Source organism: Ideonella sp. (assembly GCF_041918995.1).
Taxonomy (GTDB): domain Bacteria; phylum Pseudomonadota; class Gammaproteobacteria; order Burkholderiales; family Burkholderiaceae_C; genus Ideonella.
Map to the genome: position 1 here is coordinate 180,663 of NZ_JAYRUN010000004.1, position 17,831 is coordinate 198,493.

Here is a 17,831-nt window from a genome sequence, read left to right on the forward strand (position 1 = left end):
AATGAGTATTCATGTCGCGCTGAAGCACGTCACGCACTATCGGTATGACCGGCTGGTGGCGTTGTCGCCCCAGGTGGTGCGGCTGCGGCCGGCGCCGCACTGCCGCACGCCGATCCTCTCGTACTCGCTGCAGGTGGAACCCGCGGAGCACTTCCTCAACTGGCAGCAGGACCCGTTCGCCAACTACCTCGCCCGGCTGGTCTTCCCCGAGCGGACGCGCGAGTTCAAGGTCACGGTGGACCTGGTGGCCGAGATGGCCGTCTACAACCCGTTCGACTTCTTCCTGGAGCCGGGCGCCGAGCAGTTCCCGTTCACCTACGAGCCGGCCCTCGCGGCCGAGCTGGCGCCCTACATCGCCGTGGAGCCGCCCACGCCGGCTTTCGCCACCTTCCTCGCCAGCATCCCGCGCGAGCCGGCGCGCACCATCGATTTCCTGGTGGGCCTGAACCAGCGGCTGCAGCAGGAGATCCGCTACCTCATCCGCCTGGAGCCCGGCGTGCAGACGCCGGAGGAGACGCTCGTCCAGCGCAGCGGCTCCTGCCGCGACAGCGGCTGGCTGCTGGTGCAGACGCTGCGCCACCTGGGCCTGGCGGCGCGCTTCGTCTCCGGCTACCTCATCCAGCTGGCGCCCGACGTGAAGGCGCTCGACGGCCCCAGCGGCACCGAGGTGGACTTCACCGACCTGCACGCCTGGTGCGAGGTGTACCTGCCCGGCGCAGGCTGGATCGGCCTGGACCCGACCTCCGGGCTGATGGCCGGCGAAGGGCACATCCCGCTGGCCTGCTCGCCGCAGCCGTCCAGCGCCGCGCCCATCACGGGCGCGGTGGACGAGTGCGACGTGGCCTTCCACCACGAGATGGCGGTCACGCGCATCTGGGAATCGCCGCGCGTGACCAAGCCGTATACCGACGACCAGTGGCAGGCCGTGCTCGCGCTCGGCGAGCAGGTGGATGCGGCGCTGGTGGCGGGCGACGTGCGCCTGACCATGGGCGGCGAGCCCACCTTCGTGGCCGTGGACGACCGCGACGGCGCGGAATGGAACACCGACGCGCTCGGCCCCACCAAGCGCATGTACGCCCAGGACCTGGTGCAGCGGCTGCGTGCCGAGTATGGCGAGGGCGGCTTCCTGCACTTCGGCCAGGGCAAGTGGTACCCGGGCGAGCAGCTGCCCCGCTGGGCCTTGTCGATCTGCTGGCGCGCCGACGGCCAGCCCTGCTGGCACGACCCCGGCCTGTTCGCCGACGAGCGCCAGCCGCACGCCTACACCAGCGCCGATGCGCGGCGGTTCATCCTCGCGCTCACCGAGCGGCTGGGCCTGGACGCCACGCACGTGCAGGCGGGCTACGAGGACACCTGGTACTACCTGTGGCGCGAGCGCCGCCTGCCCGTCAACGTGGATCCGCTGGACGCCCGGCTGGACGACGAGCTCGAGCGTGCACGGCTGCGCCGCGTCTTCGGCCAGGGGCTGGACCGCGAGGTGGGCTACGTGCTGCCCCTGCGGCGCGCGGACGGCCCGGCCCTGGCCGGGCAGCGCTGGGAAACCGGGCCGTGGTTCTTCCGCGACGAGCGCATGTACCTGGTCCCCGGCGATTCGCCCATGGGCTATCGCCTGCCGCTGGACTCGCTGCCCTGGGCGGCCCCCACCGACCACCCCCACCTGCACCCGCACGATCCCTTCGCCCCGCGGGGAGAGCTGCCCTCCGCGGCCGCCCTGGTGGCCCAGCATGGCGGCGAGATGCGCCCCGGCGCGTCCGAGCTGGGCGGCTTTGCCGAGGGCGGCACGGTGGCCGTCCAGTGGCGCCGGCGCAGCCCGCCCTGGCCGCCGGAGCCGGGCAGCGACGGCCTGGCCGCCGCCGCGCGTGAGGGCCAGGCGACGGCCGCCGCGGCCACCCGCTTCCTGCAGACCGCCTACCCCGCACGCGGCCAGTCGGCGCACTGGCTGACCCGCACCGCGCTGTGCGTGGAAGCGCGTGACCCGCGGCGCGCCAACGGGCCCCAGGTGGAGGCGCAGGGCACGCCCAGCAGCCTGCTGTACGTGTTCATGCCGCCGCTGCAGGCGCTGGAGGACTACCTCGAGCTGCTGTCGGCGGTGGAGGCCACCGCCGCCGCACTGGGCGTGCAGATCGTGCTGGAGGGCTACCCGCCGCCGCGCGACCCGCGGCTCACGGTGCTGCAAGTCACCCCCGACCCGGGCGTGATCGAGGTGAACATCCACCCGGCCCACAGCTGGGCGCAGCTGGTGCAGCACACCGAGTTCCTCTACGAGGCCGCGTTCCAGTCGCGCCTGTCGAGCGAGAAGTTCATGCTGGACGGCCGCCACACCGGCACCGGCGGCGGCAACCACCTGGTGCTCGGCGGCGCCACGCCGGCGGACTCACCCTTCCTGCGCCGGCCCGACCTGCTGGCCTCGCTGCTGGCCTACTGGCACAACCACCCCAGCCTGAGCTACCTGTTCTCCGGCCTGTTCATCGGCCCCACCAGCCAGGCGCCGCGCGTGGACGAGGCGCGCAACGACCAGCTGCGCGAGCTGGAGATCGCGCTCGGCGAGATCTGGAAAGCCAGTCAAGTCGATGGCGGCCCGAGCGCCGACGGGCCGCCCCTAGGCGCGAGCGCCCACTCGGGGGGCAGCGAACCCGGAACGGGTGAGCGTGGGGGCATATGGATGCCGCCCTGGCTGGTGGACCGCACGCTGCGCAACGTGCTGGTGGACGTGACGGGCAACACCCACCGCAGCGAATTCTGCATCGACAAGCTGTACTCGCCCGACTCGGCCACCGGCCGGCTGGGCCTGCTGGAGCTGCGCGCCTTCGAGATGCCGCCGCATGCGCGCATGAGCGTGGTGCAGCAACTGCTGCTGCGGGCCCTGGTGGCACGCTTCTGGCGCCAGCCGTACCGGGCGCCGCTGGTGCGCTGGGGCACCGAGCTGCACGACCGATGCCTGCTGCCCACCTTCGTGCAGATGGATTTCGACGACGTGCTGCAGGAGCTGGCCCAGGCCGGTTTCGCCTTCGACGCCGCCTGGTTCTCGCCGCACCTGGAGTTCCGCTTCCCCAAGCTCGGCGAGGTGGCCGCGGCCGGCGTGCACCTGACGCTGCGCCACGCCCTGGAGCCCTGGCACGTCATGGGCGAGGAGGGCGCCGTCGGCGGCACCGTGCGCTACGTGGATTCGTCGCTGGAGCGCATCGAGGTGCGGGTCAGCGGCCTGGTGGACCCGCGCCACCGGGTCACGGTGAACGGCGTGGCCGTGCCGCTGCAGCCCACCGGACGGGCGGGGGAGTACGTGGCCGGCGTGCGCTTCCGGGCGTGGCAGCTGCCCTCGGCGCTGCACCCCACCATCGGTGCGCATGTGCCGCTCACCTTCGACCTGGTGGACACCTGGATGCGGCGCTCCCTGGGCGGCTGCCAGTACCACGTGGCCCATCCGGGCGGCCGCAACTACGTCACCTTCCCGGTGAACGCCTACGAGGCCGAGAGCCGCCGGCTGGCGCGCTTCTTCGCCATGGGCCACACGCCGGGGCGGATGGACGTGCCGCCCGCCCAGCGCAGCCTGGAGTTCCCGTTCACGCTGGACCTGCGCCGCGCCGGATGAGGGACCCTGGCGTGCAGCGCGGCCGTGAACAGCCGCACGGCGGCCGTTTTCCGGCCGATGGATGCGGCAGGCAGCGGGCATGATGCCGCCCATGTCCGACGCCCTCCTGTCCGACCCGTTCCCGCGCCAGCCCAGCCTGCTGCCCGACGAGGCACCCGACGCCGCCGCCCTGGCGGCCGCGGCGGCCTCGCCCGGCAGCGCCGGCCACTACGACGAGCTGCACGGCCGGCCGGCGTCGGCGTCCGCCACGGGCGAGCTGGCCCCGCTGTGGGCGCGCTTCTGGCAGGCCACCGGCGCGGCGGGCTGGCAGGACCTGGCCGCCCGCGCCCAGCGCGTGCAGCGCCGGGTGCAGGAGGACGGCGCCACCTACAACGTCTACGCCGACCCGAACAACCCCACCCGGGCCTGGCCGCTGGAGCTGATGCCGGTGCTGGTGGGCGCCGGCGAGTGGGCGCACATCGAGGCGGGCGTCGCGCAGCGCGCGCGCCTGCTGGACGCCGCGCTGGCGGACGTGTACGGGCCGCGCCACCTGCTGGACGAGGGCCTGCTGCCGCCGTCGCTGGTGCTGGGCCATCCGCAGTGCCTGCGCGCCATGCACGGCGTGGTGCCGCCGGGCGGCGTGCACCTGCACATCGCCGCCTTCGACCTGGCGCGCGGCCCCGAAGGCGGCTGGCGGGTGCTGGGCCAGCGCACCCAGGCGCCGTCCGGCCTGGGCTACCTGCTGGAGAACCGGCTGATCATCGCCCAGCAGTTCCCGGAGGCCTTCCGCGCGCTCAACGTGCAGCGCGTTGCCGCCGCCTTCCAGACGCTGCTGCAGGGCCTGCTGCGCCTGTCGCCGGCCGGCGAGCGCTCGCGCGTGGTGCTGCTCACGCCCGGGCCGCACAACGAGACCTATTTCGAGCAGGTCTTCCTGGCGCGCTACCTCGGCCTCACGCTGGTGGAAAGCGGCGACCTCACCGTGCGCGCCAACCGGCTCTTCCTCAAGACGCTGCACGGCCTGGAGAGCGTGCACGTGCTGCTGCGCCGGGTGGACGACGAGTACCTGGACCCGCTGGAGCTGCGCGCCGACTCCACCCTGGGCGTGCCCGGCCTGCTGCAGGCGCTGCGCGCGGGCGAGGTGGTGGTGGCCAATGCGCCGGGGGCCGGCTGGCTGGAGAGCCCCGGCCTGGCCGCCTTCTGGCCGGGCGTGGCCGAGCGCCTGCTGGGCGAGCAGCTGCTGCTGCCGGCCGCCACCAGCTGGTGGTGCGGCGAGGAGGCGGTCTGGGCGCGCCTGGCGCCCGAGCTGGCCGAGTACGTGGTGGCCCCCACCTTTCCCGGGGGCGGCGCCGAGCCGGCGCAGGTGGCCGCCGCGCTGCCGCCCGCCGCCCGGGCGGCCCTGCGCGCGCGCATCGACGCCGACCCGGCCGCCTACACGCTGCAGTCGCGCGTGCGCCCCAGCGAGACGCCTGTGTGGCGCCCGCGCACGTCGGCCATGGCCGGCGAGGGTGCGCTGGAGCCGCGTGCCGTGGTGCTGCGCGTCTTCGCGCTGGCCGACGGGGCCGGCGGCTGGCGCGTGCTGCCCGGTGGCCTGGCCCGCGTGGCGCAGCGCCGCGACGGCCAGCACGACCCCTGGCTGTCCATGCAGCGCGGCAGCGCCAGTGCCGACACCTGGGTGCAGACCGAGGGCGAGGTGGACACCACCAGCCTGCTGCCGCGGCCGCTGACACCCGCCGACCTGCAGGGCTGGCACCGCACCGTCACCAGCCGCTCGGCAGAGAACCTGTTCTGGCTCGGCCGCTACACCGAGCGCGCCGAGAACAGCGTGCGCCTGGCCCGGCTGACGCTGGAGGCGCTGACCGGCTCGTTCACGCATGGCGCCTCCCCACCCGTGCTGCGCGCGCTGGACGCGCTGGCCCGCCGCCACGGCCTGGTGGGCCCCGGCGTGCCGGGGCCGGAGCACGGGCTGCGGGTGTTCGAGCGCGCGCTGGTGCACGCCCTGGGCGACGCCGACGGCAGCATGAGCGTGGCCTTCAACCTGCGGGCGCTGCGCGGCTGCGCGCAGGCGCTGCGCGAGCGCCTGTCGCAGGAGCACTGGAAGCTCATCCACGAGGTCGGCGACCATTTCCAGCAGCACTACACCCAGGTCATGCAGGCGTCGGCCGCCGGGCGCATCGAGCCGCTGGCCGACGCGCTGGGCGTGCTGGGCCGCGTCACCACGCACCTGGCCGCCATCACCGGCGCGCAGACCGACCGCATGACGCGCGACGACGGCTGGCGCCTGCTCAGCGTGGGCCGCCAGATCGAGCGCCTGGACTTCCTGGCCCATGCGCTGGCCACCGGCTTCGAGCACGGCCTGCCGCAGCGCGACGACGGCTTCGCGCTGCTGCTGGGGCTGTTCGATTCCACCATCACCTACCGCGCCCAGTTCCAGGCCCGGCGCGAGGTGCCGCCGCTGCTGCACCTGCTGGTGTTCGATACCGACAACCCGCGCGCCCTGGCCTGGGTGGCACGCACGCTGCACGACCGCTTCCTCAAGCTCGCGCGGCACGAGCCGCTGTGGGCGCACGGGCAGGCGGCCCAGCTGCCGCGGCCCGAGCGCTGGCCGCTGGAGGTGGTGGCCATGCCCAACCCGCAGGGCGAGCACGCGGCGCTGCTCGCCGCGCTGCACGACTGCAGCGCCCAGGCCCTCGCCCTGTCCGACGCCATCGGGCGGCAGCTGTTCTCCCACGTGGGCGCGGTGGACCGCGCGGTGTGGCAATGAGCAGCGAGGCGGGAGAGAGCGCGCGCACCTGGCTGCGCGTGCTGCACGAGACGACCTACGACTACGACGCGCCGGTGGAGCTGGCGCACCACATGGCCTACCTCGTGCCACGCGCGACGGCGGTGCAGGCGGTGCGGGGCTGGTCGCTGGCCATCGACCCGCTGCCCGACGAGTGGCGCACGGCCGTGCCCGCGGCTGCGTCGGCCGGGCTGCCCGGGGTGCCCGGGGTGCCGGCCACGCAGGCCAGCACGGACGCCTGGGGCAACACGCGCATCGTGTTCAGCCATGCGCGCGTGCACGACCGCCTGCGCGTGCGCGCGGGCTTCGACGCCGGGCTGCGGGCGGTGCCCGCCCCCGACGGCGAGGCTGGCCCGGCGTGGGAGGCGGTGGCGCAGGCGCTGCGCTACCACGCGGGCGCGGCGGCCCAGGCCGGCCAGCTGCAGGGGGCGGTGGACTTCAGCCTGCCCACCGCCTATGCGCCGCGCGATGCGTCCCTGGCCGCGCTGGCCCGCGAGGCGTTCGTTCCGGGCCGCCCGCTGGCCGGCGGGGCGCTGGCGCTCATGCACCTGATCCACGGGCGCTTCACCTACGACCCGCAGGCCACCAGCGTGGGCACGCGCGCGCCGCAGGCGCTGGCGGCGCGCCGGGGCGTCTGCCAGGATTTCGCCCACGTGATGATCGGCGCCTGCCGCTCGCTGGGCCTGGCGGCGCGCTATGTCAGCGGCTACCTGCTCACCCAGCCGGCGCCCGGCCAGCCCCGGCTGGTGGGGGCCGACGCCAGCCACGCCTGGGTGCAGGTGTGGTGCCCCGTGCAGGGCTGGCTGGCGCTGGACCCGACCAACGCCGTCGCGGCCGGCACCGACCATGTCACGCTGGCCTGGGGCCGCGACTACGCCGACGTGGCCCCGCTGCGCGGTGTCATCCGCGGCGGCGGGCTGGCCGTGCCGCGCGTGGCGGTGACCGTGACGCCGCTGGACGCCGCCGCCGTGGCGGGGGACGCGGCCGGGCCGCCGGACGCGTCCGGCCCGCCGGCCTGACCGGCTGCCCCGGCTGCCCCGTCAGCCCGGCAGGGCCGAGCGCGCGGTGGGACACAACCTGAGCCACTGGACGGGCCCCGCGAGCCAGGGCGCCACCAGGGGCTCCAGCGCGCGCCACCCGGCGGCGGTGGCGTCGGGGGCAGGGCCGGCGGGCCAGGCCGCGATGCCCACCACCACCGGCTCGCCCTCGCGCACGGGCAGGCGGGGGAAGTCGTTGGGGGCGGGCTCGGTGACGTACCAGCCCAGCACCTGGGCGCCCGCGGCGGTCCACTGCGCGGAGATCGTCTCGCGGCACACCTGCCGCAGCGCCGGGCCGGCCGGCTCGCGCAGCGGCAGCACGCACACCGACAGCGGGCGGGGCAGCGCCATGCGCACCGGACCGGCCGCGCGGCGGCACCCCGCCATGGGCAGGCCCGCCCCCGGCCACGCCGGCCGCAGCAGGCGCACATCGTCCGAATCGACCATCGTGGCGTTGGCCCCGTCGCGGTGGCGCTGCCACACCGGGCCGTCGTAGAACGCCGCGAGTGCGGGCCCGCGGGCGGCCAGGCTCTCGAAGCCCCGCAGCCACACGAAGCGGTCGGGCGCGTCCAGGTCGCGGAACTGGCCGAGCACCGCCATGCCCACGGCCTCCTGCGTCTCCACGAACTCCCTGTCGAACAGCTCGACCAGCGCATCGCGCCGGCCGGGGTGCAGCGTGTACTGGCGCAGCTCGACCACCTCGTGCCCCGTGACCGCGGTCGCCTCGGTCGCCGGGGCCACGGTGGGGGTGGGCCCCAGCGGCACCATCTCGGCCGACAGCCGCTCGAAGTCCATCACCCAGTTCGTCTCCCAGCTCTGCCCGCCATCGGCCGAGAAGGCCTGCTCCCAGCGGGCGGCCGCCGGGCCCCGGCGCAGCCATCGGTAGCGCACGCGCACGGGGCGGCCGTCGATGCGGTCCTCGCCCTCGAACACGCCTTCGTCGCCCTGGAAGCGGCCCACCACCGGCGGGTCCAGCCGTCCGCTGGCGGCGTCCATGCCGCCGCCGTCGTTGGTCATCCAGTAGATGCTCCAGCGGTCGGTGGGCGGGTGGTAGATGCGGTAGGACATGCCCACCCAGCCGGGCCGCCAGTCCTCGGCCACCAGCGTGTCGAAGTTGCTCACGCCGCCGGGCAGCGCCCACACCGTGCCGGTGGACGAGAAGGTCTCCCACGCGTCACTGCCCTGCAGTCGCTGCACCAGGCGGCGGTGGGTGACGGCCCAGCGGCCGATGAGGAAGTCGAAATCGTGCAGGGCCGTGGCGGTCATCGTGGTCTCCTTGGAATGACGTGCCGCCATGGTCGGCCGTCAAGCATGACAATGCCTGTCATGATTTCTGCTCCCTGCCCATGAAGGCCAGCCGCCTGCTGTCCATCCTGATGCTGCTGCAATCGCATCCGCGGATGACCGCGGCCGCCCTGGCGCAGGCGCTGGAGGTCTCCTCGCGCACCATCCTGCGCGACATCGACCAGCTCTCCGCCGCCGGCGTGCCGGTGTGGGCCGAGCGCGGCCGCGAGGGCGGCTTCTGCCTGCGCCCTGGATGGAGCACCCAGCTGACGGGCATGACGGAGCCGGAGGCGCACGCCCTGCTGCTCGCAGGGCTGCCTGCGGCCGCGGCCGAGCTGGGCCTGGGCGGCGCGGCGCTGAGCGCCCGGCTCAAGCTGGTGGGCAGCCTGCCGGCGCCGCTGCGCGAGCAGGCCGCGCGCGTGGCCGAGCGCCTGCACATCGACCCGGTGGACTGGTACCGCGCGCCGGACACGCCCACCCAGCTGCGCGAGGTGGCCGAGGCCGTGTGGCACAACCGTCGCCTGCGCGTGCGCTACACCAGCTGGCGGCGCACGACCTGGCGCGAGTGGGAGCCGCTGGGCCTGGTGCTCAAGGCCGGCGCCTGGTACCTGGCCGCGCGCGAGGCGGGCGACACGGCGGTGCGCACCTACCGGCTGGCCAGCGTGCAGGCGCTGGCGCCCGGGCGCGGCAGCTTCCGGCGCCCGCGTGGCTTCGACCTGGCCGCCTACTGGCGCGAGGCCGCGGTGCGCTTCGAGGCCAAGCTGCGGCCCCTGCACGCCCAGCTGTGGGTGTCGCCGCGCGCCTGGGGCTGGCTGGTGCATGGGCGGCAGGAGGTGGTGGCGCTGCCGCCAGGCGAGATCGTCCCCGCGGGGCCGGCGGATTGGCGCGCCGTGCGCCTGGCCGTCGAATCGGTGGAGCAGGGGGCCCGCCAGGTGCTGGGCTATGGCGACGAGGTGGAGGTGGTGGCGCCGCTGGCGCTGCGGCGGCGCGTGGCCGAGCTGGCCGACCGCGTGCGTCAGCGGCACGCCGTCTGAAGGCCGCCGCCCGGGCCCCCGGTGGCCTCAGCGCGCCGCCGGCCGCAGCGCGGCCTGCGCCGCGGCGCGCACCGCCCGGCCCAGGTCTTCCAGCAGCGTGGAGGCCGCGCGGGCGTGCTGCCAGTACAGCGGCACGTCCAGCGGCGTGTCGGGCACCAGCTCCACCAACGCACCGGCCGCCAGGTGCCGCTGCACCAGCGACAGCGGCTGCAGCCCCCAGCCCATGCCGGCCAGCGCGGCGGTGACGAAGGCCTCGGACGAGGGCACGGTGTGGTGGGGCAGCGCCACGGCGCGGTGGCACTGGCGGCGGGCCCAGCGCGCCTGCAGGTCGTCCTTGGCGTTGAACACCAGGCTGGGCGCGTGGGCCAGGGGGGCCGCGCCCACGCCGGCGCCAAAGTGGCGGCGCACGAATGCGGGGCTGGCCACCGCCACGTAGCGCATGGCCCCCAGCGGCCGGCTGTTGCAGCCGGGGGCGGCATGGGCCGAGCCGGTCACCGCCGCCAGCACCGCGCCGCGGCGCAGCCAGTCGCTGGTGAAGTCCTGGTCGTCCACCGCGATGTCCATCAGCACCGGCGCGTCGGCCGCGAACGCCGCCACCATGGGCGCGAACCAGGTGGCCAGGCTGTCCGCGTTGACGGCCACGGGCAAGGTCACCCGCGCCTCGGGCGCCGCCTGCCAGGCCGGCAGCAGGCCCTGCAGCTCGTGCTCCAGCAGCCGCACGCGGTCCACGTGCTGGCACAGGCGGCGGCCAGCGTCCGTGGCGCTGCAGGGCTGGCCGCGCACGACCAGCGCGCAGCCCATGCGCTCCTCCAGGCTGCGCACCCGCTGCGACACGGCCGACGGCGTCACGTGCAGGGCGCGCGCGGCGCGCTCGAAGCTGCCCTCGCGCACGACGGCGGCCAGCGCGGCCAGGGCGGCATAGTCCAGCATGATTCAGTTTGGCTAATGTGGAGGAAGCCGATTGAGTTTGTCTTCAGCGGACGCGGCTGGCAAGCTGCCGCCATGGACACACTCGGTTCGGCCGCGGCGGGCAGCGCCGTCTTCGTGCAGGGCATGGCACTCGGCCTGGGCCTGATCGTCGCCATCGGCGCGCAGAACGCGTTCGTGCTGCGCCAGGGCCTGCGCCGCGAGCATGTGGCGCCGGTGGTGCTGTTCTGCGCGGTGGCCGATGCGCTGCTCATCGCCGCGGGGGTGCTGGGCATGGCCCAGGCGCTGGGCGAGCGGACCGGGCTGGCGCAGGCCCTGGCGCTGGCCGGCGCGGCTTTCCTGGCCGCCTACGGCTGGCGGGCGCTGCGGCGTGCGCGCCAGCCGCAGCGCCTGACGGCCGCGCAAGGGGGCGACGGGCTGCGCCGCGGCGCCGCGCTGGCGCAGGCCGCCGCCTTCACGCTGCTGAACCCGCATGTCTACCTGGACACCGTGCTCCTGGTGGGCAGCGTGGGGGCGCAGCAGGCGCCCGGCCTGCGGGGCTGGTTCATCGCCGGTGCCAGCAGCGCCAGCCTGCTGTGGTTCTCGTCGCTGGGCTTCGGGGCGCGCTGGATGGCGCCCTGGTTCGCCCGTCCGCGGGCGTGGCAGGTGCTGGACGGCCTGATCGGCGCGACGATGTTCGTGCTGGCGGCGCTGCTGGTGCGCCATGCCGCGGTGGGACACTGAACCGGCCATGTACATCCCACCTGCCCACCGCCTGCCCGACGAGGCAGCCATTCCCGCCCTGGTGGCCCGGCATCCGCTGGCAGCCTGGGTGTGCGCCACGGCCGACGGCCTGAGCGTGCACCACCTGCCGTTCATGCTGGCACGCGGCGCGGACGGGCGCGACACGCTGCTGGCGCACGTGTCGCGCGCCAATCCGGTGTGGCGGGCCCTGCTGCCGGGGCTGCCCTCGGTGGTGATCTTCCGCGGGCCACAGGCCTACATCACCCCCGGCTGGTACCCCGGCAAGACGGCGCACGGCCGCGTGGTGCCCACCTGGAACTACCTGGCGGCCCATGCCCATGGCACGGCCCGGGTGGTGGACGACCGCGAGAGCCTGGTGGCGCTGCTCACCCGCCTGACCGACGCCCAGGAGGCCGCGCAGCCGGCACCGTGGCGCCTGCAGGACGCGCCTGGCGACTACATCGACGCGTTGCTGCGCGCCATCGTCGGCATCGAGATCCCCGTGCAGCGCTGGGAGGCCCGGCTCAAGGCCAGCCAGGACGAGGACCTGGCCGACCGCCACGGCACCGTCGCCGGCCTGCAGGCGCAGCCGGGCGACGACGCGCAGCGCATGGCCGCGCTGGTGGCCGACGCCACCGCGCGCGACAGCGCGGCAGGCGAGGCGGGCTTGCGAACCGGCCCCGGCGACCCCACCTGCGGCCGATGAACCTGCACTGGAAGCGACCGCTGGTCTACCTGCTGGCCCCCATCCTCGTCTTCCTGTGCTTCGTCGGCTTTCCGCCGCCGTTCGCCCCGCCGCGGGCCACCCGGCCGGCGCAGGAGCAGGCACAGAGGGTGGAGCAGGACGGCGAAGGCCAGGCGGGCTGAGGGCCGGCCGCCCCCCGGGCGCGGACACCCAGCCACCCGGCCGCCCGGCCGCCATGTGGGGCGGCGTCTTGATGGGACACTCCCGGGCCCATGCCCGACCTCTCCGACGGCGCCCGCCGCCCCCCGCTCGACGCGTTCTATCCGCTGCTCTTCGTGGCCCTGTGGAGCACCGGCTTCATCGGCGCCAAGTTCGGCCTGCCGGACGCGGAGCCGCTCACCTTCCTGGCCATCCGCTATGCGGTGGTGATCGCGCTGATGGCGCCGCTGGCGCTGCTGCTGCGTGCGCCCTGGCCGGCGTCGCCCGCCGCGTGGGCGCACATCGCGGTGTCCGGCCTGCTGGTGCACGGGGTGTACCTGGGTGGGGTGTTCATGGCCATCCACCGCGGCCTGCCGGCGGGTGTGACGGCGCTGGTGGTCGGGCTGCAGCCGCTGGTCACGGCGCTCGGCGCCCGGGTGTTCCTGCACGAGCGCATCGGCCGCTGGCAGTGGGCGGGGCTGGCGCTGGGCTTCGCCGGCGTGGCGATGGTGGTGGCGCACAAGGCCACGGCCGTGCCGCCGGATGCGCTGCGCACCATGCTGCTGCCGGCCGCGGTGGCCCTGGCGGGCATCACGGCGGGCACGCTGTACCAGAAGCGGTTCTGTGCGTCGTTCGACCTGCGCACCGGCTCGGTCATCCAGTTCGTGCCGTGCCTGCTGGCGACGGCCGCCGCGGCGGCGGCCACGGAAGCCATGCAGGTGAACTGGAGCGGCTCGTTCGTCTTCGCCCTGGCCTGGCTGGTGGGCGTGCTGTCGCTCGGGGCCGTGAGCCTGCTGAACCTGCTCATCCGCCGCGGCAGCGCGGTGCGGGTGGCGAGCCTGTTCTATCTGACGCCGCCCACCACGGCGCTGATCGCCTGGGGGCTGTTCGGCGAAACCCTGGCCGGGCTGTCCCTGGTGGGCATGGTGGTCACGGCGCTGGGCGTCTGGCTGGCGCGGCGATCCGGCTGAGCCGCGCCGCGTCGCGTGGTCAGATGGGGGCGCGCAGGCCGGCCACGGCCAGCGGTTGCACCGACTTCGCATCGGCCGCCGCCACCGTGGTGGTGGTGGCAGTGGATTGCGCCATCACCTGCGCGTACTCCTTGTCGGCCAGCGCGCCCACGCCGCTGAGGATGGCGGTGGTGGTCAGGGCGGCGAGGACGAGGGCGGCGGGCTGGAAGCGGGTCATGGTGGGCTCCTGGGGGGCGTGTCGGTGTGTCGGTATGGCTGCACTCTAGGAGCCGCAGCCGGCCCCGGCCAGCGGCGTGCGACCGGCTGCAGGCGCGGCCGATCAACGGCATGCCGCCCGGAATGAACGGCAGGCCGGAACGCCGCCTGCCCGCCACGGGGACCGCTTGTCCCGCCCCCAGGAGGCCCCCATGACGCAGGCCGAACCGCGCCCACCCACCGACGCCGACGCCGACGTCGTCGAGACGCTCACCCAGCTGGAGCACCGCTTCTGGCGCGCGCTGGTGGACGAGGACATCGACACCGCGCTGGGCCTGCTGTGCGAGCCAGCCCTGCTGGTCAGCACGCACGGCTCGGTGCAGTTCGACCATGCCACCTACCGCCGCATGGCCGAGCAGGGCCCGATGGTGGTGAAGGATTTCCAGATCACCGACCTGCAGGTGCTGATGCCCACCCCCGACACCGCCGTGATGACCTACTGCGTGGTGCAGACCCTGTCGGTGCGCGGCGAGCCCGGCGAGATCGTGCAGCGCATGACCGACGCGTCCACCTGGGTGCGGCAGGGCGACCGCTGGCGCTGCGCGCTGCACACCGAGACGCCGCTGGACGAGCCGGGCAGGGGCGAGAGTGATTCGTGACGTTCATCACGCTTGACGCGTGAAGCGATTTATTCGCTCAGGCGGCGACTTCATCGCCGGCTTCAGCGGCCGATCGTGATGCACGGCACGGTTCGTGGCAGGTGAGGGCGCCTGCCGGCCGGCCGCAGGAGTTGCCGTTGACCGATCGTTTGCTGTGCCGCCGCGCTGCGCGGCGGCTGGGTGCCGTGGTGCCCGCGTGCGTGCTCGCCCTGGCGTCCACCGGTGTCCTCGCCCAGGGGGCGTGGCCGGAGAACACGCCGGAAGGCGCCATGTCCGCCACCACCTCGCCCACCACTACCGCGCCCACCACCACCGCGCCCACCTACCTGCTGCCCGTGGTGGAGTACTTCCGTGACCGGCAGTACAGCATCGGGCTGGTGCGCACCGGGGCGAGCGGTGGCGCCGCATGGGTGGGCGCGGTGGCACCCGACCGGCGCATCCGCGGCCACGGGCCGTGGTTCGTGGTGGGCGACCGCACGGTGTCCGGCAGCACGGTGTCGCACTCGGTGCCCAAGCGGCTGGTCTACACGCATGACCGCGTGGCCCAGGTGGTGGACCTCACCGACCGCGGGGTGATGCCCGTGCCGCGCCCCTTGGGCAACGGCCGGCCCATCTGCCAGATGAACCGCGTCGTCCAGGTGTCACCCCTGGCGGGCGGGGCCTGGCTGGAAGGTCACCCCTACTGGGACGACACCGAGCCCTGGACCAGCTGCGACACCTCGCAGACGCTGTACCTGCCGCTGAATGCCGGGTCGACCACGCCGGCCATCACCTTCCCGGCCGGCTTCCACCTGGTGGAGCCGGTGGTGGCCGGCAACGGCAGCCTGCTGGGCTACCTGGGGCATGACGGCACCGTGCTGCGCTGGCTGGCGCCCGACCGGCGCACCTTCAGGCCGGTGACCGGCGCGAACACCTTGCCCTACGCCCAGCCCCTGGCCAGCCTGCCGGACGGCCGCACGCGCCTGTACACCTCCAATCGGCAGGTCTTCCGCCTCACCGTGACCGACACCACCGTCAGCATGGCGGCGCTGAACGTGAGCGCGCCGTACGAGACGCCCATGCTGAACGATGCGACCGAGTTCTTCTGGACCGTGGGCCAGTCGCTGGTGAAGGCCGGGCGCACGGGCGCCTACAGCGTGCTGTCGGTGCCCATGTACAACGCCGAGCTGGTGGTGACGCCGGCCGGGCCGGTGCGGCTGGGTGGCACGCAGCTGGAGCTGGTGCACAAGGCCACGGGCGTGCGCAGCACCGTGGACCTGCATCCGCTGCAGTGCAGCCGGACGGACGGCCTGGGCTGGTCGGGCCAGCATGTGTACTTCCTGTGCGGCAGCTACACCGGCCCCGGTGGCACCTTCCGCCGCGCCACCGTGGGCAGCGCCGGCATCGTGCTCGACCCGTCCTGGTCGCGCGCCGTGCCCGCCACCTGGCAGTACCAGTACAGCGGGCAGGTCACGAACGGCTCGCCGCGCGTCGAAAAGCTGCTGACGATGGCGGAATCGCAGGACACGCTGGGCCATGCCTGGGCGGATGCCGGGCGCTACACACAGGTGGACCTGGCCTCCGGCGTGGCCACCGTGCTCGGCACCGCCTACCAGTCCTACGACCTGTGGTTCGAGCCGTCCGCCTATGCCAGCAGCTTCGCCGGCCGCAGCGTGGGCTGGACCACGCCGGTGCTGCGCGTGCCCTTCACGCCCAACAGCGGGCCCCGCGAGGAGCGGCTGTTCGGCTACCTGCCCGGCACGGCCTCTTCGCTGAGACTCATCCGCCGGTCGGCCACGGACTGAACGTCCGCCGCCGAGGCGAGCCGGTTGCGGCCGGCCCGCTTGGCGAGGTAGAGCGCGGTGTCGGCGCCCTCCAGCAGCGCGCCCACCGTGCCGCCAGTGGCCGGGCGCATCACGTGCAGGCCCACGCTCACCGACACCCGGCCCAGCGGGCTGGCCGGGTGCGGCAGGCCCAGGCGCTCCAGCCGCTCGATGAGGCGGCGCGCCACGTGCTCGGCGCCGGCGCGGTCGGTCTGCGGCAGCAGCACGGCGAATTCCTCGCCGCCCCAGCGCGCCACCAGGTCACCCGGCCGCCGCTGCACCCCGGCCACGGCCGTGGCCACGCGCTTCAGGCACTCGTCGCCCTGGGCGTGGCCGAGCTGGTCGTTGTAGGCCTTGAAGTGGTCCACGTCGATCATCAGCAGCGCCAGGCTGGAGCCGTCGCGCCGGGCGCGCTGGATTTCCTCGGTGGATTGCTCGTCGAACTGGCGCCGGTTGGGCAGGCCGGTCAGCGCATCGCGGGCGGCCAGGCGGGCCAGGCGCTGGTTGGCCTGGTCCAGCTGGGCCATGGCCTGCCGCATGTGCTCCTCGGCCTGCTTGCGGGCGGTGATGTCGGTGCGGATGGCGATGTACTGGTCGGGCTTGCCGCGGGCGTTGAGGAAGGGGACGATCGTGGCCTGCACCCAGTAGGGCGTGCCGTCCTTGGCGCGGTTGAGCACTTCGCCCTTCCAGATGCCGCCCTGGGCCACGGTGCGCCACATCTCGCGCCAGAAGGCGGTGTCGTGGTGGCCCGAGCGCACGATGCGGTGGTTCTGCCCGACGAGCTCGTCGCGGCGGTAGCCCGACAGGCTGCAGAAGTGGTCGTTGGCGTGCACGATGGTGCCGTGCACGTCGGTGATGGCCACCACCGCATGCTCGTTGATGGCCTTTTCCAGGTCAGCCAGCCGTCGGTGCGCGCGGGCCAGCTGCCGGGCGTCGCGCTCGTGGCGGGCCGCGGCGCAGCGGTTGCGCCAGACGGCCACGCCCAGCACGCCCAGCAGCGCGCCCACCACCACGACGTCGCGCCAGGCGGTCTGGCGCCAGGCGGCCAGCACATGCGAGCGCGACACACCCACCACCAGCGTGAGCGGGTAGCCCGTGACCCGCGTGAAACCGTGGATGCGTTCCACCCCGTCCACCGGCGACCGGAAGCTCACGTTGCCGCGTTCGCGGCGCTCGGCCAGGGCGGCGTACACGGGCGTGTGCGACAGGTCCGTGCCGATGGCGCCCTCCACCACCGGGTGGCGCGCCAGCAGAACGCCGTCCGCGGTGTTCAGTGCCACCACGCCGTCGGGGCCCAGGTCCAGCTCCTGGAAGTGGGCCACCAGCTCCGACACCTGCATGGGCACCACCACCACGCCGGCAAAGCGCCCGTCGCGCCCGGTGAGCCGCCGCGACAAGGGGATGACCCAGGGCGAGCCGGCGGCGGCCCGGTAGGCGTGGCCCACGTGCAGCGTGTCGCGCGCCGTGCGCTGGTGGTGCTGGAAGAACTCGCGCCCCGCCGCCCCGGCGTGGCCCCGGGCGTCGCTGTAGGAGCTGGCCACCAGCGCCCCGCGGGCGTCGTACACCAGCACGTCCTGCAGCCCGGTGTGCAGCACGGTCTGGGCGATCACCGTGTCGCGCAGCACCTGGGCGGTGTCGGAATCGGGCACCGTGCCGTCGAGCAGGGTGGTGACGATGCGGATCACCATGTCGGCCTGGCCCGCCAGCGCGGCGGTGTGGCTGTCCAGCACCGCCGCCAGGTTGCGGGTGTCGCGCTCGGCGGTGGCCACCGCGTCGTTGTAGCCGCGCAGCTCAAGCACGGCCGTGAGCAGCATGATCACCAGGGCACAGGCGACGGAGATCCACACGGCCCGGGAGGCCGAGACGCCGATGCGGAAGGACGAGCTGAACAGGGGCACGGTGCGTGGATGAAAGGCGTGTCGGCGACATCGGCCGTCGCGTGCACACCTGCAGCGCGGCGGGCCCCGCG

At 74.5% G+C, this 17,831-nt stretch carries 14 protein-coding genes; 10 read left to right on the forward strand and 4 right to left on the reverse strand.

Annotation, left to right across the window (positions count from 1 at the left end):
- Position 1: 1 nt before the first annotated feature.
- The 3 genes from ACE3UN_RS05120 to ACE3UN_RS05130 all read left to right on the forward strand — a co-directional run bounded on the left by ACE3UN_RS05120 (position 2) and on the right by ACE3UN_RS05130 (position 7,366).
- Positions 2 to 3,589 (forward strand): DUF2126 domain-containing protein, encoded by a 3,588-nt coding sequence (locus tag ACE3UN_RS05120; protein WP_374673840.1) that lies wholly within the window; start codon positions 2 to 4, stop codon positions 3,587 to 3,589.
- An 82-nt stretch (positions 3,590 to 3,671) separates the two neighbouring features.
- On the forward strand, positions 3,672 to 6,329 hold the full coding sequence (locus ACE3UN_RS05125; protein WP_374673912.1) for a circularly permuted type 2 ATP-grasp protein: 2,658 nt from the start codon (positions 3,672 to 3,674) through the stop codon (positions 6,327 to 6,329).
- Positions 6,326 to 7,366 carry a transglutaminase domain-containing protein gene (locus ACE3UN_RS05130; RefSeq protein WP_374673913.1) on the forward strand — a complete coding sequence of 347 codons (1,041 nt, stop codon included), beginning with the start codon at positions 6,326 to 6,328 and terminating at the stop codon, positions 7,364 to 7,366. Before ACE3UN_RS05125 ends, ACE3UN_RS05130 begins: the two co-directional genes overlap by 4 nt.
- Positions 7,367 to 7,387: 21 nt before the next feature.
- Here the strand turns inward: ACE3UN_RS05130 and ACE3UN_RS05135 are convergent, their stop codons facing one another.
- On the reverse strand, positions 7,388 to 8,650 hold the full coding sequence (locus ACE3UN_RS05135) for an NIPSNAP family protein (RefSeq protein ID WP_374673841.1): 1,263 nt from the start codon (positions 8,648 to 8,650) through the stop codon (positions 7,388 to 7,390).
- A gap of 80 nt (positions 8,651 to 8,730) precedes the next feature.
- On the opposite strand from ACE3UN_RS05135, the gene ACE3UN_RS05140 reads away from it, so the two are divergent.
- Positions 8,731 to 9,702 (forward strand): helix-turn-helix transcriptional regulator, encoded by a 972-nt coding sequence (locus ACE3UN_RS05140; RefSeq protein WP_374673842.1) that lies wholly within the window; start codon positions 8,731 to 8,733, stop codon positions 9,700 to 9,702.
- Between the two features lie 27 nt (positions 9,703 to 9,729).
- Here the strand turns inward: ACE3UN_RS05140 and ACE3UN_RS05145 are convergent, their stop codons facing one another.
- Complete coding sequence (locus ACE3UN_RS05145; protein WP_374673843.1) at positions 9,730 to 10,632, reverse strand: LysR family transcriptional regulator ArgP; 903 nt, start codon at positions 10,630 to 10,632, stop codon at positions 9,730 to 9,732.
- Between the two features lie 72 nt (positions 10,633 to 10,704).
- On the opposite strand from ACE3UN_RS05145, the gene ACE3UN_RS05150 reads away from it, so the two are divergent.
- The 4 genes from ACE3UN_RS05150 to ACE3UN_RS05165 all read left to right on the forward strand — a co-directional run bounded on the left by ACE3UN_RS05150 (position 10,705) and on the right by ACE3UN_RS05165 (position 13,206).
- Complete coding sequence (locus ACE3UN_RS05150; RefSeq protein WP_374673844.1) at positions 10,705 to 11,352, forward strand: LysE/ArgO family amino acid transporter; 648 nt, start codon at positions 10,705 to 10,707, stop codon at positions 11,350 to 11,352.
- A gap of 7 nt (positions 11,353 to 11,359) precedes the next feature.
- Positions 11,360 to 12,058 (forward strand): FMN-binding negative transcriptional regulator, encoded by a 699-nt coding sequence (locus tag ACE3UN_RS05155; RefSeq protein ID WP_374673845.1) that lies wholly within the window; start codon positions 11,360 to 11,362, stop codon positions 12,056 to 12,058.
- Positions 12,055 to 12,219 carry a hypothetical protein gene (locus ACE3UN_RS05160; protein WP_374673846.1) on the forward strand — a complete coding sequence of 55 codons (165 nt, stop codon included), beginning with the start codon at positions 12,055 to 12,057 and terminating at the stop codon, positions 12,217 to 12,219. Before ACE3UN_RS05155 ends, ACE3UN_RS05160 begins: the two co-directional genes overlap by 4 nt.
- A 90-nt stretch (positions 12,220 to 12,309) precedes the next feature.
- Positions 12,310 to 13,206 (forward strand): DMT family transporter, encoded by an 897-nt coding sequence (locus ACE3UN_RS05165; RefSeq protein WP_374673847.1) that lies wholly within the window; start codon positions 12,310 to 12,312, stop codon positions 13,204 to 13,206.
- Between the two features lie 19 nt (positions 13,207 to 13,225).
- Here the strand turns inward: ACE3UN_RS05165 and ACE3UN_RS05170 are convergent, their stop codons facing one another.
- Complete coding sequence (locus ACE3UN_RS05170) at positions 13,226 to 13,423, reverse strand: hypothetical protein (protein ID WP_374673848.1); 198 nt, start codon at positions 13,421 to 13,423, stop codon at positions 13,226 to 13,228.
- A gap of 190 nt (positions 13,424 to 13,613) precedes the next feature.
- Here ACE3UN_RS05170 and ACE3UN_RS05175 point away from each other — a divergent pair, with 190 nt between their 5' ends.
- Positions 13,614 to 14,060, forward strand: coding sequence for a nuclear transport factor 2 family protein (locus ACE3UN_RS05175; protein WP_374673849.1), 447 nt, complete (start codon positions 13,614 to 13,616; stop codon positions 14,058 to 14,060).
- A gap of 137 nt (positions 14,061 to 14,197) precedes the next feature.
- Positions 14,198 to 15,844: a hypothetical protein gene (locus ACE3UN_RS05180; RefSeq protein WP_374673850.1), complete on the forward strand. Its 1,647-nt coding sequence runs from the start codon at positions 14,198 to 14,200 to the stop codon at positions 15,842 to 15,844.
- Here ACE3UN_RS05180 and ACE3UN_RS05185 read toward each other — a convergent pair.
- Positions 15,787 to 17,760: a diguanylate cyclase domain-containing protein gene (locus tag ACE3UN_RS05185; RefSeq protein ID WP_374673851.1), complete on the reverse strand. Its 1,974-nt coding sequence runs from the start codon at positions 17,758 to 17,760 to the stop codon at positions 15,787 to 15,789. The two genes, ACE3UN_RS05180 and ACE3UN_RS05185, sit on opposite strands and share 58 nt — an antisense overlap.
- Positions 17,761 to 17,831: the final 71 nt, after the last annotated feature.